Annotated in this window: 10 protein-coding genes; 6 read left to right on the top strand and 4 right to left on the bottom strand. The window is 61.8% G+C overall.

Annotated elements, in window-relative coordinates:
• Positions 1 to 29: 29 nt before the first annotated feature.
• The gene (locus PQR40_RS00855) at positions 30 to 989 is read right to left on the bottom strand and encodes a dihydrodipicolinate synthase family protein (RefSeq protein WP_408508217.1); all 960 of its coding nucleotides are present in this window, start codon (positions 987 to 989) and stop codon (positions 30 to 32) included.
• A 147-nt stretch (positions 990 to 1,136) separates the two neighbouring features.
• Positions 1,137 to 2,030, bottom strand: coding sequence for a LysR family transcriptional regulator (locus tag PQR40_RS00850; protein WP_408508216.1), 894 nt, complete (start codon positions 2,028 to 2,030; stop codon positions 1,137 to 1,139).
• Positions 2,031 to 2,158: 128 nt separating this feature from the next.
• On the opposite strand from PQR40_RS00850, the gene PQR40_RS00845 reads away from it, so the two are divergent.
• From PQR40_RS00845 to PQR40_RS00820, 6 genes are all read left to right on the top strand, one after another.
• Positions 2,159 to 3,283 carry a mandelate racemase/muconate lactonizing enzyme family protein gene (locus tag PQR40_RS00845; protein WP_408237105.1) on the top strand — a complete coding sequence of 375 codons (1,125 nt, stop codon included), beginning with the start codon at positions 2,159 to 2,161 and terminating at the stop codon, positions 3,281 to 3,283.
• Positions 3,284 to 3,691: 408 nt separating this feature from the next.
• Positions 3,692 to 6,916: an efflux RND transporter permease subunit gene (locus PQR40_RS00840; protein ID WP_408237102.1), complete on the top strand. Its 3,225-nt coding sequence runs from the start codon at positions 3,692 to 3,694 to the stop codon at positions 6,914 to 6,916.
• A 35-nt stretch (positions 6,917 to 6,951) separates the two neighbouring features.
• Positions 6,952 to 8,175, top strand: a complete 1,224-nt coding sequence (locus PQR40_RS00835) for an efflux RND transporter periplasmic adaptor subunit (RefSeq protein ID WP_408508215.1) — start codon at positions 6,952 to 6,954, stop codon at positions 8,173 to 8,175.
• A gap of 56 nt (positions 8,176 to 8,231) precedes the next feature.
• Positions 8,232 to 9,710, top strand: coding sequence for an efflux transporter outer membrane subunit (locus PQR40_RS00830; RefSeq protein WP_408508334.1), 1,479 nt, complete (start codon positions 8,232 to 8,234; stop codon positions 9,708 to 9,710).
• An 83-nt stretch (positions 9,711 to 9,793) separates the two neighbouring features.
• Complete coding sequence (locus PQR40_RS00825; RefSeq protein ID WP_408237097.1) at positions 9,794 to 10,480, top strand: heavy metal response regulator transcription factor; 687 nt, start codon at positions 9,794 to 9,796, stop codon at positions 10,478 to 10,480.
• Positions 10,477 to 11,901, top strand: a complete 1,425-nt coding sequence (locus tag PQR40_RS00820; RefSeq protein WP_408508214.1) for a heavy metal sensor histidine kinase — start codon at positions 10,477 to 10,479, stop codon at positions 11,899 to 11,901. The genes PQR40_RS00825 and PQR40_RS00820 overlap by 4 nt, the downstream gene beginning before the upstream one ends.
• Here the strand turns inward: PQR40_RS00820 and dinB are convergent.
• Positions 11,898 to 13,064: a DNA polymerase IV gene (gene dinB / locus PQR40_RS00815; RefSeq protein ID WP_408508213.1), complete on the bottom strand. Its 1,167-nt coding sequence runs from the start codon at positions 13,062 to 13,064 to the stop codon at positions 11,898 to 11,900. The genes PQR40_RS00820 and dinB overlap by 4 nt on opposite strands.
• Before the next feature lie 273 nt (positions 13,065 to 13,337).
• Positions 13,338 to 14,486 (bottom strand): substrate-binding domain-containing protein, encoded by a 1,149-nt coding sequence (locus PQR40_RS00810; RefSeq protein ID WP_408237088.1) that lies wholly within the window; start codon positions 14,484 to 14,486, stop codon positions 13,338 to 13,340.
• Positions 14,487 to 14,508 lie beyond the last annotated feature (22 nt).

Raw genomic sequence — 14,508 nt, 5'->3', positions numbered from 1 at the left:
GTACGGGCAGGTGGGCCGCGTTTCCACGGCTAGGCGGGGCTGGCCTCCTGAAGGTTGGCTGCGAGCGTCGAAGCGTCTTCGATTTCGAATCCGGTCCGCGCGAGTGCCTGCTGGAGTTCGCGTTGTTGTGCGTCGTCGAGTTCGATCAGTGGTGGGCGCATCGTGGCCCATTGCGGATCGCCCGATTGCCACGCGATAGCGGCCTTCATCGCGGCGATGATCGGGTAGCGCTGGAATATCGCGCGCGTGTCGTTGAGCCGTTGCTGCTGGTCGGCGGCATCCGTTGCGCGCCATGTCTGCGCAAGACGCACAATTGCGGCCGCGTTGACGTTGCCGGTCGCCGTGATGCAACCGGCGCCGCCGTTCTGCAGGGTCGGTAGCAGCAGTGTTTCAGTGCCGGCGAATACATCAAAGCCGGCGTTCTGGAATTCCTTCAGCAATGCAGCGGTGTGATTCCAGTCGCCGGAACTGTCTTTGATGCCGGCAATTACGCCCGGATAACGCTTGAGCAGACGCTCGATCAACTCGAAACTGATACCCACCTGGGCAACCGGAGGAATGTGATACAGATAGACGCGCAGGCGCGTGTCGGCCACCGCTTCGATGACTTCGGCAAAGCCACGAAACAGACCTTCGTCGCTTACACCTTTATAGAAAAAGGGTGGCAGCATCAGCACGCCAGGGCAACCGCTTTTCACTGCATGGCGGGTGAGTTCGATCGCATCGGGCAGCGCGCATGCGCCCGTGCCCGGCATCATGCGCGCGGACGGCAAGCCGGCGTCGAGCAAAGCGTCGAGTAGCGCGCGCTTTTCGCTCACGGTGAGCGAGTTCGCTTCCGAGTTTGTGCCGAATACGGCCAGTCCCACGCCCTGGCGCAACAGCCAGCGGCAATGTTTGACGAAACGGGCGGGCGAGGGCGAGCCGTCGGCGTTGAATGGCGTGAGTACGGGCGACAGGACGCCGTGTAAGCCAGGCGTGGGCGTGCTCATGGGAATGTCTCCTTCGATGTCCATGCGGGTCGCGTCCTTGAATACCTGGCAATGCCCGGCATGCCGGTGCGCAGCATTCAGGCGCCGAGGCAGTATTGCGTGACCGTGAACAGCGAAGAAGCGCGAGCCGCTTGCTTCAAACGTTAATTATTTTTGTGTCTCGCCGGGCGAGGCGTTCAATGCCTGTGCCGCCTTCAGGAACGCGTGGACGAGCCGCATGCGCGCCGACGAGCGCCCCCACAACAAGCCGACCACACGCTTCGGAAACGCATGCGGCAACGGCCATTTCGCCAGCGACAGCCCGGAGAAGCGCGTCATCAGCCAGTCCGGCACCAGAGACACGCCAAGCCCACGGTCCACCATGACCGCGATGGCATCGAGCCCATCGAGCTCGCAGCGCTGATGCGGCTGGATACCGTGCTGACGCAAATATCCATCGGCCAGTTGCCCGCCGACCACGTTGCGGTCGTAGCGCACGAACGGCTCGCGTCGCAGTACCGCATGCGGATCGTCGACCTGCATCGACACGGGTGTCAGCAGCACCAGCGGCTCCTCACGAAACGTGTGCCAGTCGCAGCTTTTCGGCAGATCGAAGAGCGGCTGAACCAGCATCGCCGCATCGAGATCGCCGCTCACTACCTTGCGGTAGAGGTCGACCGAATTGCCCGGCTCCAGATAGATATCGATCTGCGGATGCTGCGCGAGCAACCCGGCCAGCGCGTCGGGAATCAGGCTTGTCATCATGGTGGGCGTGCCGCCCAGCCGCAATTGACCCGCGAGCACCGATTCGTCGTTGAGATCGGACTTCAGGTCGCGGATATCGTGCAGCACCGTGCGCGCGCGTTCCAGAATGCGTTCGCCCGCCTCGGTTGTGCCGACCGTGCGGCCCGAACGGCGCACCAGCTTCGCACCGAGCTCCTGTTCGAGCATCTTCACGCGCTGCGCGACCGCAGCGGGCGTCAGATCGAGCCTGCGCGCAGCTTCGGCGATCGATCCGAGTTCGACCACATAGACAAAGCTCTGCAGATAGCGCGAGTCCATCGAATAGAATTTTTATCTTTTGAAGAAGCCAAAGGATACTGTTTTTGAGGCCTCGCGGCTATCACACTTCGATCTCACCGAACGCGCATCAGACGCGGACGGCCTGCAAAAAATGGAGGAGTGTGGAAATGCCAAGAATTGAATCGGTGTCGGTTTGCGCGGCGGGTGTACCGCTCGATCGCGTAACCTCGTTTGCAACGCGCACGGTCTCGACGCGTCACTATGGGTTGGTGAAAGTGCGCTCGACCGATGGCGTGGAAGGGATCGGCTTCTGTTATGTCGGCAGTGCGGGTGGCGAACTGCTGCGCGTGGCGGTCGAGCAATTGCTGGCGCCCGTCCTGGTCGGCAAGGACTCGTATGCGGTCGAAGGGCTCTGGCAGGCGATGTATCAGGAGGCGTTGCTGCACGGCCGGGCTGGCACAGTAATGCGCGCAATCAGCATTCTCGATACGGCGTTGTGGGATCTGAATGCGCGTAGCCACAACGTGCCGCTGCACAAGTACCTCGGCGCGGTCGAACTCGATACCGTGCCCGCGTATGCGAGCGGTGGCTATTATCTCGACGGCAAGTCCGCAGGCATGCTCGGCGAAGAAATGGCGAGTTACGTCGAGATGGGTTTCAAGGCCGTGAAGATGAAGGGCGGCCGCCTCTCACCGCGCGAAGAAGAGGCGCGCGTGCGCGCCGCACGCGAAGCGATCGGCCCGGACATCGAATTGATGATCGACATCAACAACGGCTGGACCGACACAACCCAGGCTTTGCAGCATCTGCGACGAATCGAGCAATACGATCCGTACTTCGTTGAAGAGCCTTTCTCTCCTGACGATATCGACAACCACGCGCGCCTCGCCAGGCTGACGCGCGTGCCGGTGGCGAGCGGCGAAATCGGTTACGGCCGCTGGTATCACAAGGAGTTGCTCGACAAGGGCGGCGCGGCGATCCTGCAAACCGACGCGGTGGTGTGCGGGGGCATCAGCGAATGGCGGCGGATTGCGGCGACTGCCGCAAGCTATGGCGTGGTGATGTGTCCGCACTGGTTCCATGACGTGCACGCGCCACTGGTGGCGGCCACACCGAATGCGCGCTACGTCGAGTACTTCTGGGACGACCAGGTGCTCAATTTCCGTCGCCTGATCGATCGTCAGCTTGGTCACAGGAACGGACGTATCGTATTGCATCAGACACCCGGCCTCGGTTTCGATTTCGACGAGCGTGAGGTCGCGAAGTACGGCAAGTGGACGGTGATTGGCTAGACTCGACGCAGGCTCTTTGCATGACGCTAATCTGAGCGTAAGGTATTTGCATTGCGCAATTTAATCTAAGGGCATGTTTCACAGCATTACAACGAAACATGCCCTTAGCAATTCCATTAAAAGCGCTTATCTCCCTCTTATCAAACGTTTGCGCCTCATCAACCCACATGCGTTTGAAGCATCGCCTATCCTTACATTAGCCTTCCTGACAAATTAGCCATTTTGGCGCCATGCAGGCGTTGGTGCTATCGATCTAGCATAAGGCCTGATTCACCGGGAGAGGCGCGGGCATTGGCCCCGGCAACGTGGTCTCATGTTTGCCGGCTTCAGCATGTCGAATGCTGAAACAGCGCGACCGTCCAGTCACGGCGATTCAATTCCTTATCGGCATTCTCTCGGGCGCGTTTCATGTGGATCGTCAACGTTGCGCTTAAGCGGCCATACACGTTCATCGTGATGGCCATCCTGATCTTGCTGGCAACGCCCTATGTGCTGTTGACCACGCCGGTCGACGTGTTGCCGGAAATCAATATTCCGGTGGTCAGCATCATCTGGAGTTACACGGGCTTGTCGGCCGAAGACATGGCCAACCGCATCACGTCGGTCAACGAGCGCAGTCTGACCACCACGGTCAACGACATCGAGCACATCGAATCGCAGTCGCTTGCGGGCATCACGATTCTCAAGGTGTTCCTGCAGCCGAACGCGAATATCCAGACCGCGATCGCCCAGACGGTGGCCGTCGAACAGGCGCAGCTCAAACAGATGCCACCAGGCGCCACCCCGCCCCTGGTGATCAGCTACTCGGCTTCCAGTATTCCGGTGATCCAGCTCGGCTTGTCGAGTCCGAAGCTCTCCGAGCAGGCGCTCAACGACACTGCGCTGAACTTCCTGCGCCCGCAACTGGTGACGATTCCGGGCGCGGCCGTGCCGTATCCGTACGGCGGCAAATCGCGTCTGATCTCAGTCGACCTCAACACACGCGCACTGCTCGCAAAGGGCCTGACGCCATCCGATGTGGTCAGCGCGTTCAATGCGCAAAACCTGATTCTGCCCACCGGCACGGCCAAGATCGGACCGAAGGAATACACGATCAATATGAACGGCTCGCCCGCCACGGTGGAAGGGCTCAACGACATTCCGGTGCGCACGCTCAATGGCGCGACGACGTATCTGCGTGAAGTCGCTCATGTGCGCGACGGCTTCTCGCCGCAAACCAATATCGTGCGGCAGGACGGACATCGCGGCGTACTGATGTCGGTGCTGAAGAACGGCAGTGCGTCGACACTCTCGATCGTCAATACGCTGCAAGGCCTGCTGCCGGCGGCGCGCGCCGCGTTGCCGCCGGACCTGCACATCACGGCGCTGTTCGACCAGTCGGTGTTCGTGAAAGCGGCGGTGCAGGGTGTGGTGCGTGAGGCCCTGGTTGCCGCCGCGTTGACTGCTGCGATGATTCTGCTGTTTCTCGGCAATTGGCGCAGCACCTGCATCATCGCGATTTCGATTCCGCTGTCGATCCTGTCCTCGCTGATCGCACTGCACGCGCTGGGGCAAACCATCAACATCATGACGCTGGGCGGCCTCGCGCTGGCGGTCGGGATTCTGGTCGATGACGCGACGGTGACGATCGAGAACATCGAGCGGCACCTGCATATGGGCACGAATCTGCACGATGCGATTCTCGACGGCGCCGGCGAAATCGCGATTCCGGCCCTCGTGTCGACGCTGTGTATCTGTATCGTGTTCGTGCCGATGTTCTTCCTGACCGGCGTCGCGCGTTACCTGTTCGTGCCGCTCGCCGAAGCGGTGGTGTTCGCGATGCTCGCTTCGTACGTCCTGTCGCGCACGCTGGTGCCGACGTTGGCGATGCTGCTGATGGGCCACGCGCACAAACCCAAGGCCGGTGCCAGGCCGAATCTGTTCATGCGGCTCTATCACCGCTTCGACGCCGGTTTCGAGCGCATGCGCGGCGCCTACATCGTAATTCTCAGTAGCGTGCTGGTGCGCCGGGGCCGCTTCGGCGGTCTGTTCCTTGGTTTCTGCATCGTGTCGATGGGACTGGTCTTCGTGCTCGGCGAAGACTTTTTCCCGAATGTGGACGCGGGCGACATTCGCCTGCATATGCGTGCGCCAACCGGCACCCGCATCGAGGAAACCGCGCGTCTCGCGGATGAAGTCGAGAAAGTGATCCGCGAGGTCGTGCCGCCTAAAGATCTCGGCACGATCCTCGACAATCTCGGCTTGCCGTATAGCGGTATTAATCTCTCGTATAGTAACTCGGGCACGATTGGCACGCTCGACGGCGAAATTCAGGTGGCCCTGAACGAAGACCACAAGCCGACGCAAACCTACATGGACAAATTGCGCGCGGTCTTGCCGAAGCGCTTTCCGGGCGTCGAGTTCTTTTTTCAACCGGCCGACATCGTCACGCAGATTCTCAACTTCGGCCTGCCCGCCGCCGTGGACGTGCAGATTTCCGGTGCGGATCAGGAAGGTAACTTCGATGTTGCACGCAAGCTGCTAAAACAGGTGCGGATGATCCCCGGCACCGTCGACACTCACATCCAGCAGAAACTGGACGAACCGGCCATCAATCTTCAGATGGACCGCACGCGCCTGCAGCAACTCAACCTGAGCGCGAGCAATGTGGCGCAAAACGTGCTCATTTCCTTGTCGGGCAGTTCGCAGACGTCGCCGGGTTTCTGGTTCAACAACAAGAACGGTGTCGAATACAACGTCGCGGTGCAAACGCCGCAGTATCAGATTTCGTCGATCGATGAGTTGCTGCGTACGCCTGTATCGGGCGCGGCCAACGGACCGACGCAACTGCTCGGCAACCTGGTGCGGGTCTCGCCGCAGAATCAGTTCGCGGAAGTTACGCACTACAACATCAGGCCGGTGATCGACCTTTACGTGAGCGTCGAGAAGCGTGACCTGGGGAGCGTCGCGAATCAGGTCGACAAGCTGGTGAATAACGTGCGTGCATCGCTGCCGCGCGGCAGTCAGATCACCCTGCGCGGCCAGGTGCAGACCATGCGCAGTTCATTCTTCGGTCTGGGTCTTGGCGTGGCGATGGCGATCGTGCTGGTGTATCTGCTGATCGTGGTGAATTTCCAGTCGTGGGTCGATCCGCTGATCATCATCAGCGCCTTGCCCGCGGCACTGGCGGGCATCGTATGGATGCTGTTTTTGACCGGCACGCATTTGAGCGTGCCTGCATTGACCGGCGCGATCATGACAATGGGCGTCGCGACTGCCAACAGTATTTTGATGGTGTCGTTCGCGCGCCAGCGGCTCACCGCTGGTGCACCGCCGCTCACCGCGGCGCTCGAAGCCGGTGCAAGCCGGATCAGGCCGGTGCTGATGACCGCGTTCGCGATGATCATCGGCATGATTCCGATGGCGCTGGGTCTCGGCGAGGGCGCCGAGCAGAACGCGCCGCTTGGCCGCGCGGTGATCGGTGGATTGCTGTTCGCTACCGTGTCCACGCTGTTTTTCGTGCCGCTGGTGTTCGCGGGCATTCATACGCGCCTCGCGCGGCGCCACCGCGACGATGACGACACAGATACCACGGGTGGCCACGGCAACGACGGCCCAGCGCCAAACCACGGCGGCGAAGGCAAACCCGCGTAACGTTAATTGACGGCTGACTGAGATGGCTGACTGAGATGACCGAAAAAACTCATGCATCGCTGGCGATTCCCTCGCGAGAAGCCGACGGCGGCCACGCCTTGCCGCCGCGCAATCGAGAATGGAAGCGCGCCAAAATCGCTGTCTGGATCGTGCTGGTGCTGCTCGCAGTGGGGGCGTTGCGTACGGTGATCGCAGATGTTCTGCAAAACCGCTCGGTCGCTGAAACGACTCAACAGAACGCCGCGCAGTATGTGAACGTGGTGAGTCCGACGCAAACGGAAGGTGGCGGCAACACTTTGCTGCCGGGCACGTTGCGCGGCAATGTCGAATCGCCGATCTACGCACGCTCGACTGGGTATCTGCTGCACTGGTACGCCGATATCGGCGCGCGCGTGAAGCAGGGGCAACTGCTCGCCGATCTGGATACGCCGGAAATCGATCAGGAACTTGCGCAGGCGTTGGCACAGCGTCAGCAAACCAGTTCGAGTCTCGGCCTCGCCAAAAGCTCGCTGGATCGCTGGCAGCAACTGCGTCAACGCGATGCGGTCTCGCAGCAGGAACTCGACGAACGGCAGAGCACCTACACGCAGGACATCGCCAACCTCGCCGCTGCCGATGCCAACGTGAAACGCCTGCAGCAACTCGAATCGTTCAAGCGCATCGTCGCGCCGTTTTCGGGTGTGATCACGCAGCGTAATGTCGATGTCGGCGACCTGATCGACGCGGGCAGCGGCACGAGCCGTGCGCTGTTCGCACTGGCGCAGTCGGACCCGTTGCGGGTCTATGTGCAATTGCCGCAGGCGTACGCGCAAAACGTGTCGGTCGGACAGAAGGTCGTGGTCACGCAGGCTGAATTGCCGGGTCAGCAGTTCCACGGAACGATCACGCACATCTCCGGTGCGATCGACGTGCCGACCCGCTCACTGCAAATCGAAGTGACCTTGCCGAATCCCGACGACAAGCTGCGGCCCGGCGCGTATGTGCAGGTGGCCGTGCCGGCGGTCGCCCATGCGCAATTGATGGTGCCGGGCAATGCCTTGCTGTTTCGCGCCGAAGGACCACGCGTCGCGGTGGTCGATGCGAATGGCAACGTGGAATTGCGCAAGATCGTGATCGCGCAGGACCTGGGGCAGTCGCTCGAAATCGAAAGCGGGATCGAGGCGAACGACAAGATCATCATCAACCCGAGCGATTCGATCGCGGACGGCGATCACGTGCAGATCACGCAGCCGCAGAAAAACGGCAAGGGGGCGTCGTGATCTCGAAGCAGGCGGGCGCTTATCGGGCAGTAACGACACAGACGGCACGGGCGGCACTGAGAACGCTTGCGGCCACCGCGAGCGCGGCCTTGCTGGCCGGGTGCACAGTCGGCCCGGATTATCAGCGTCCGCAAGCCGAGGTGCCGCCGAACTGGCAAACCGATTCGTACTGGCGCGTCGCGGCGCCTTCGCACGCGCCGATCTTGCCCGAATGGTGGAGCGCGTTCGGCGATCCGACGCTCGTCACGCTGGAAGCACAGGCGCTCGCGCAGAATCAGACGCTTGCCGCGGCGAGCGCGCACTATGAGCAGGCCAAAGCCACGCTCGCGAATACGCGCGCCCAGCAGATTCCCGAGGTTGATGCGACGGCGACGGGATCGCGCTTCAGAGTCTCGCAAGACCGTCCGCTCACGAATTACGCCACGCCGACGACCTCGACCGTGCAGAACAATCTGCAACTCGGTCCGACGATCAACTACGACACTGATCTATTCGGACGGATACGTCGCGAAGTGGAAGGCGCCGCGGCCTCCGCGCAGCAATCGGCCGACGACCTCGCCAATGCACGGCTCGTCCTTACTACCGATCTCGCCACCGACTATTTCTCGCTGCGTGAACTCGACGCCGAGATCGACGTGCTGAATCAGTCGGTGAAATTGCAGCAAAAGGCGCTCGATTACGTCACGAACGAGCACGACCTCGGCTCGGTGTCCGGGCTCGACGTGTTGCAGCAGAAGTCGCTACTCGATTCGACCCGTGTGCAGGCGCAACTCCTGTTGAATCAGCGCGCACAGTTCGAACATGCGATTGCCGCACTGGCCGGCGTGCCCGCGCCGCAGTTCGCCATCGAACCCAAGGTAATCGACGTGGGTGTGCCGCCGATTCCGCTTGGCTTGCCGAGCGACGTATTGCAACGCCGTCCGGATATCGCATCCGCGGAGCGCGCGATGGCCGCGGCGAACGCGCAGATCGGCGTCGCCAAAGCAGCGTTCTTTCCGAGCCTGACGCTGACGCCGGGCATCGGCTGGGAAAGCACGCAGTTCGCAAGCCTGCTGAGCGCGCCTACGCTGATGTGGACGCTTGGCGCGACGGTTGGCCAGGTACTGTTCGACGGTGGCCGCCGGGCGGCGAACGTGAAATTCGCGAGCGAAGGCTACCAGGCGAGCGAGGCGAATTACCGGCAAACTGTGCTAACCGCGTTCCAGCAGGTGCAGGACGGCATCACCGGCCTGTCGGTGCTGGACGGTGCGGCGAAGCAGTCGCACGAGGCGGTGACCGATGCGCAGCATCTGCTCTCGCTTGCCAACGACCGTTATTCGGGCGGCCTGGTCGCCTACCTCGACGTCATCACCGCGCAGCAGTCGCTACTGACCAGTGAGCGTCAGGACGTGCAGATTCATGGCCAGCAGATGACGCTGTCGGTTTCGCTGGTGAAGGCGCTGGGCGGCGGTTGGGACGCCGACACGAAGATTTCGGGCGTGCAGGCGCCCAGCAGCACCGCGGACACGAAGGAGGCAATGGCTCCCGCGAAGTGAAGTGAGCCGCCCGACAATGACACGGCCAGACAGAAACGAGGAAAGCGAAGCGTTTCGTATAATGCAGATACAAGGGGACGCGCATGAAATTGCTGATCGTTGAAGACGAGCATAAGGTAGTGGACTACCTGCGCTCCGGTTTGACAGAGCAGGGCTGGGTTGTCGACGTCGCGCTCGACGGCGAGGAAGGCATGCATCTGGCCACCGAATTCGATTACGACGTCATTGTCCTCGACGTCATGCTGCCCAAACGCGACGGCTTCAGCGTGCTGAAAGCGCTGCGCATGCGCAAGTCGACACCGGTGATCATGCTGACCGCCCGCGACCACGTGAACGACCGTGTGCGCGGTCTGCGCGAAGGCGCCGACGACTACCTCACCAAACCCTTTTCCTTTCTCGAACTGGTCGAGCGGCTGCATGCGCTGGCGCGCCGCACGCGTTCGCAGGAGTCGACGCTGATTTCCGTGGGCGATCTGTTCGTCGACCTGATCGGCCGGCGCGCCACCCGCGACGGCGTACGTCTCGATCTGACCGCCAAGGAATTCCAGTTGCTTAGCGTGCTGGCGCGCCGCCAGGGCGACATCCTCTCGAAGACCGCCATTACCGAACTCGTGTGGGACGTCAACTTCGACAGCCATACCAACGTAGTCGAAACCGCGATCAAACGACTGCGCGCCAAACTCGACGGCCCGTTTGCCTCGAAACTGCTGCATACCGTGCGCGGCATGGGCTACGTGCTCGAGGTACGTGAGGAGGCAGAACAATCATGAACCGTTCTATCGCGCGCCGCCTTGCGTTGATGTTCGCGCTTGTGGCGCTGTTCGTGTTCACGCTGGTCGGCACCGGGCTCTTTGTGGTGTTGCGCACGCAACTCCAGCATCACTTGCGCGAGTCGCTCGACGATCGCACGGAAATCGCACGCATCATCGTCTATCACGCGGTGACACCGGAAAAGTGGCGCATAGCGCGCGAAAAACTCACCGACATGACACCGCACGACGGCAGCACGATGTATTCGGTGTTGAGCACCGATCCGTATTTTCACTATGGCAATCCCGTCGAGGGACCGGTGGTATCGAGCTGGCCGGGCGGCTACACAACTGTTTCACCGATCGGCGGCGGTGCGGACATGCTGACGATCACGGTGACGATACCGGCTAATGGCGCCCGCCCACCCGTGCAATTGCAGGTCGCCGCCAGCTGTTCGCCAAACCTTCGCACGATGCGCGTGTTCGGTTCGGCGCTCGCCGCGCTGTCCGCATTGGGTAGTCTCGCCGTGCTGTTGCTGAGTTATTCGGTCACGCGGCTCGGTCTTGCGCCGTTGACGCGCCTCACGAGAGATGCGTCTGCGGTGAGCCCGAATAACCGCTCGCAACGTCTGAATACGGCCTCGCTGCCACTTGAATTGAGCGATCTGGCCAACTCGTTCAACGGCGCGCTCGAACGTCTGGACGGCGCATATGGCCGCCTCGAGTCGTTCAACGCGGACGTGGCTCACGAACTGCGTACGCCGGTGACGATTCTGATCGGCCAGACCGAAGTGGCGCTGACGCGTAACCGCTCGGTCGACGATTTGCGCCATACGCTGCAATCGAATCTCGAAGAGTTCGAGCGCATGCGCGCGATCATCAACGACATGCTGTTCCTCGCTCGCGCCGACCAGGGCGAGCGCGCGACGGGCCTCGTCGAAGTGTCGCTGGCCGCGGAGGTCGCGCATACACTGGAATTTCTGGAGATTCCGTTGGAAGAAGCGCGCGTGCATGCGCAATTGCGCGGCGATGCTGTGGCGCGTGTGAACCGCTCGCTGTTCGGCCGTGCCTGCACGAATCTGTTGATGAACGCGATCCAGCACTGCGCGCCGGGCGCGGGGATTACGGTGACGATCTCGGATGCAGCGGATCAGTTGCGCGTAGCGGTGGCCAACCCGGGGGAGCCGATCGAGCCTGCCGTGCTCGAACACCTGTTCGACCGGTTCTATCGCGCGGAAGTGTCTCGCACCAATAGCCGCGAAAACCATGGCTTGGGTCTCGCGATCGTGAAGGCCATTGCCGAAATGCATCGCGGCACGGTGTCGGTGGAAAGTGCGAACGGAGTTAACACGTTTGCGTTTTCGATTGCGGCGTCGAGTGTGGAAACCAGCTTGCCGGCGGCGCGCAAGAATGCCGGTGTCCCTGTGGAGGCGGCAGGTTAATCGTCGCCGGCAAAAGGCAAATCGGCCTGAACCGGCAGACGCTGTTTCGCCGGTTGCGCGTTGGCCGGCGTCAATGCGCTCACGCGCACCCCCAGCAGCCGCAGCTTGCGATTCAATTCCACGCGCCTTAGACATTCGGTTGCGGCGCGCCGTATTTCGGTGGCGTCGGCGGTCGGTTCGTCGAGCGTCAGGTCGCGCGTGACCGTGCGGAAATCGTCGTAGCGCAGCTTGATGCCCACGGTGCGGCCCACATATCCTTTGCGCACCAGATCTTCCGCGACCCGCACGCATAAGCCGGTAAACGAACTCGACAAGGCCGGGCGATCATGACGCGGATGCAGATCGCGTTCGAAGGTCGTTTCACGACTCATCGACTTGGGTTCCGATTCGACCACGACTGGCCGCTCGTCGTAGCCTTGCGCGACTTGCATGAGCCACGCCGAGTAGCTGCGCCCGAAGTGGTCCTGCAGCAGACCCGCGTCCGCCGCCGCCAGATCGCCCACGGTGCCGAGACCGAGCGCGGTGAGTTTTTCCGCGGCCTTCGGGCCGATCCCGTTGACTTTGCGCGCCGGCAACGGCCACACGCGTAATGGCACGTCCGCAGGCGTCAGGATCGTGAGACCGTCGGGTTTGTCGAGTTCGGAGCCGATTTTCGCCAGCAGCTTGTTCGGCGCCACGCAAATGGAGCAGGTGAGGCCGGTCGCCTGATTGACGGCCTGCTTGATGCGCGCGGCGATCTCGACTGGCTCGCCCGGCAGCTCGGTGAGGTCGATATAGATTTCGTCGATACCGCGGTCTTCGATCCGGTCCGTGAACGCGGCGACCGCCGCTTTGAACAGGCGCGAGTAGTGGCGATACGACTCGAAATCCGTGGGCAGCAGAATCGCGTCGGGCGCCAGCACGGCCGCTTTCATCATGCCCATTGCTGAGAACACGCCGAGCGCGCGGGCTTCGTAGGTGGAGGTGGTCACCACGCCGCGGCCCGCGTAATCGCGCAGCTTCGCAAAGCGGCGGCTGCCGTCTTCAAGCGTTTGCGGCACGCCATTGCGGCCGCCGCCGATTACCACCGCCTTGCCACGCAGTTCCGGATAGCGCAGGAGTTCAACGGACGCGTAGAACGCGTCCATGTCCAGGTGCGCGATGCGGCGGCTGACAGAACTCATGGGTGGCGGATGGGGTGACTGCGCGGGCAGCGAGCATAACAGTCGATGCACTTGCCGTGCTGCCGCTGTCTGATGGCTTGCTGCGTCGGGCGTCAGGACGCGCGAGCCATAATGCGCGCGCGCCGGACGCCAAACCGTAATATTACCTTGCTCCGCCTGGGCAAGGGCCGCGCCTGAGGGCTCGAACAGGCACAACCCGTCACGAGCGGTCACACATGATCCGGGCGCTGGAATGGCGTCCGGATCATGCGTGCCTGATGTCACCCACACGCGTCACCCGCAAGCCGGTTTGGCTTTCTTGCATGCGTCGGCCAACTGGGGCGGCGGGTCTTTCTTGAACACCGTCTTATAAGACTCGAGCACGTTCGACTGAACCACCGGCAGAGACTGCACGCCGATCCACGCGGGCGGTGTCTGTCCGATCAGCGCCTTCATCATCGCCATGGCCTCGGCCACGCCTTGATCGTACGGGCGTTGCGAGCCGGTTGCCTTGAGCGGTCCGCCCTTGGCAATTTCGATCGCGGACTGAAGGCCCAGGTCGACCGTCGTGACGGGAATATTCACACCTTGCGCCCGCATCGACGTCAGCGTGTCGAGCGCCGGTTGATCCCAGACGGCGAACAAGCCCTTGACGTCCGGATTCCCGGTGAGGAAATCGCCCGCGATTTGCCCCACTTTCGACGGATCCGTAAAGGCGACCTGTTTGACCTTGATGTCCGGACGATTTTTCTTGATCCAGTCGTTGACGGCCTTGGTGCGTTCCGTCGTGCTGAAGTAATCCACGCCGAAATTCACGAGCCCGATCGTGGCGCCGTGCGGGACGCACGAGGCGAGCACCTTCGCCGCGATCTGGCCGTTGCCTTCGCTGTCGGCGGAAATCATCGACGCGTATTGCTCAGGATGCTTGAGGCCCGTCGGCACGTTGTCCATGAACACGAGTTTAATCCCGGCCTCGGACACTTTCTTGTAGGTGGCAGCCGTTGCCGTTCCGTCGACCGGAATGGAGATGATGCCGTCCGGATGGCGCTGGATGGTGTTCTCGATATCCGCGATCTGCTTGTCGACCTGGTATTCGGCCGAAGCCGTGCCGATCACTTCCACGCCGTATTTTTTGAGCGTATCCGTGATGCCTTGCACCTGCAATTGCGACCAGTCGAGATTCATGGTCTGCATCGAAATGCCGACCTTGAACTTGCCGGCTTTGATTTTGGCGATGTCGGCGTCGCTTAGCTTCACGGCATCCACTGAGGCTGCTTTTTCGCCGTTCGGCCCTTGCCCGACAATCGTCTTCGGTCCGATCGAACCGGCCGGCAGGCTGGTCACGCATTGCGCGTAGGCGGCGGGCGTTGCCAGCGCCACGACGGCGGCTGCCGCCGCGATGAAGCTGGGTAGAACACTTCCTGAGCCACGACGATGTTTCATGATTCTTCTCCGTTGGTCTTCA

Source organism: Paraburkholderia sediminicola (assembly GCF_046026855.1).
Classification (GTDB): domain Bacteria; phylum Pseudomonadota; class Gammaproteobacteria; order Burkholderiales; family Burkholderiaceae; genus Paraburkholderia; species Paraburkholderia sediminicola_A.
This window is presented reverse-complemented; position numbering and strand designations above follow the sequence as displayed.

What these genes read in the sequence shown, in the direction of transcription:
- PQR40_RS00855 (WP_408508217.1), bottom strand. Translation starts at nt 989, where the DNA reads ATGAGCACGCCCACGCCTGGCTTACACGGCGTCCTGTCGCCCGTACTC.
- PQR40_RS00845 (WP_408237105.1), top strand. Translation starts at nt 2,159, where the DNA reads ATGCCAAGAATTGAATCGGTGTCGGTTTGCGCGGCGGGTGTACCGCTC.
- PQR40_RS00850 (WP_408508216.1), bottom strand. Translation starts at nt 2,030, where the DNA reads ATGGACTCGCGCTATCTGCAGAGCTTTGTCTATGTGGTCGAACTCGGA.
- PQR40_RS00810 (WP_408237088.1), bottom strand. Translation starts at nt 14,486, where the DNA reads ATGAAACATCGTCGTGGCTCAGGAAGTGTTCTACCCAGCTTCATCGCG.
- dinB (WP_408508213.1), bottom strand. Translation starts at nt 13,064, where the DNA reads ATGAGTTCTGTCAGCCGCCGCATCGCGCACCTGGACATGGACGCGTTC.
- PQR40_RS00835 (WP_408508215.1), top strand. Translation starts at nt 6,952, where the DNA reads ATGACCGAAAAAACTCATGCATCGCTGGCGATTCCCTCGCGAGAAGCC.
- PQR40_RS00820 (WP_408508214.1), top strand. Translation starts at nt 10,477, where the DNA reads ATGAACCGTTCTATCGCGCGCCGCCTTGCGTTGATGTTCGCGCTTGTG.
- PQR40_RS00840 (WP_408237102.1), top strand. Translation starts at nt 3,692, where the DNA reads ATGTGGATCGTCAACGTTGCGCTTAAGCGGCCATACACGTTCATCGTG.
- PQR40_RS00825 (WP_408237097.1), top strand. Translation starts at nt 9,794, where the DNA reads ATGAAATTGCTGATCGTTGAAGACGAGCATAAGGTAGTGGACTACCTG.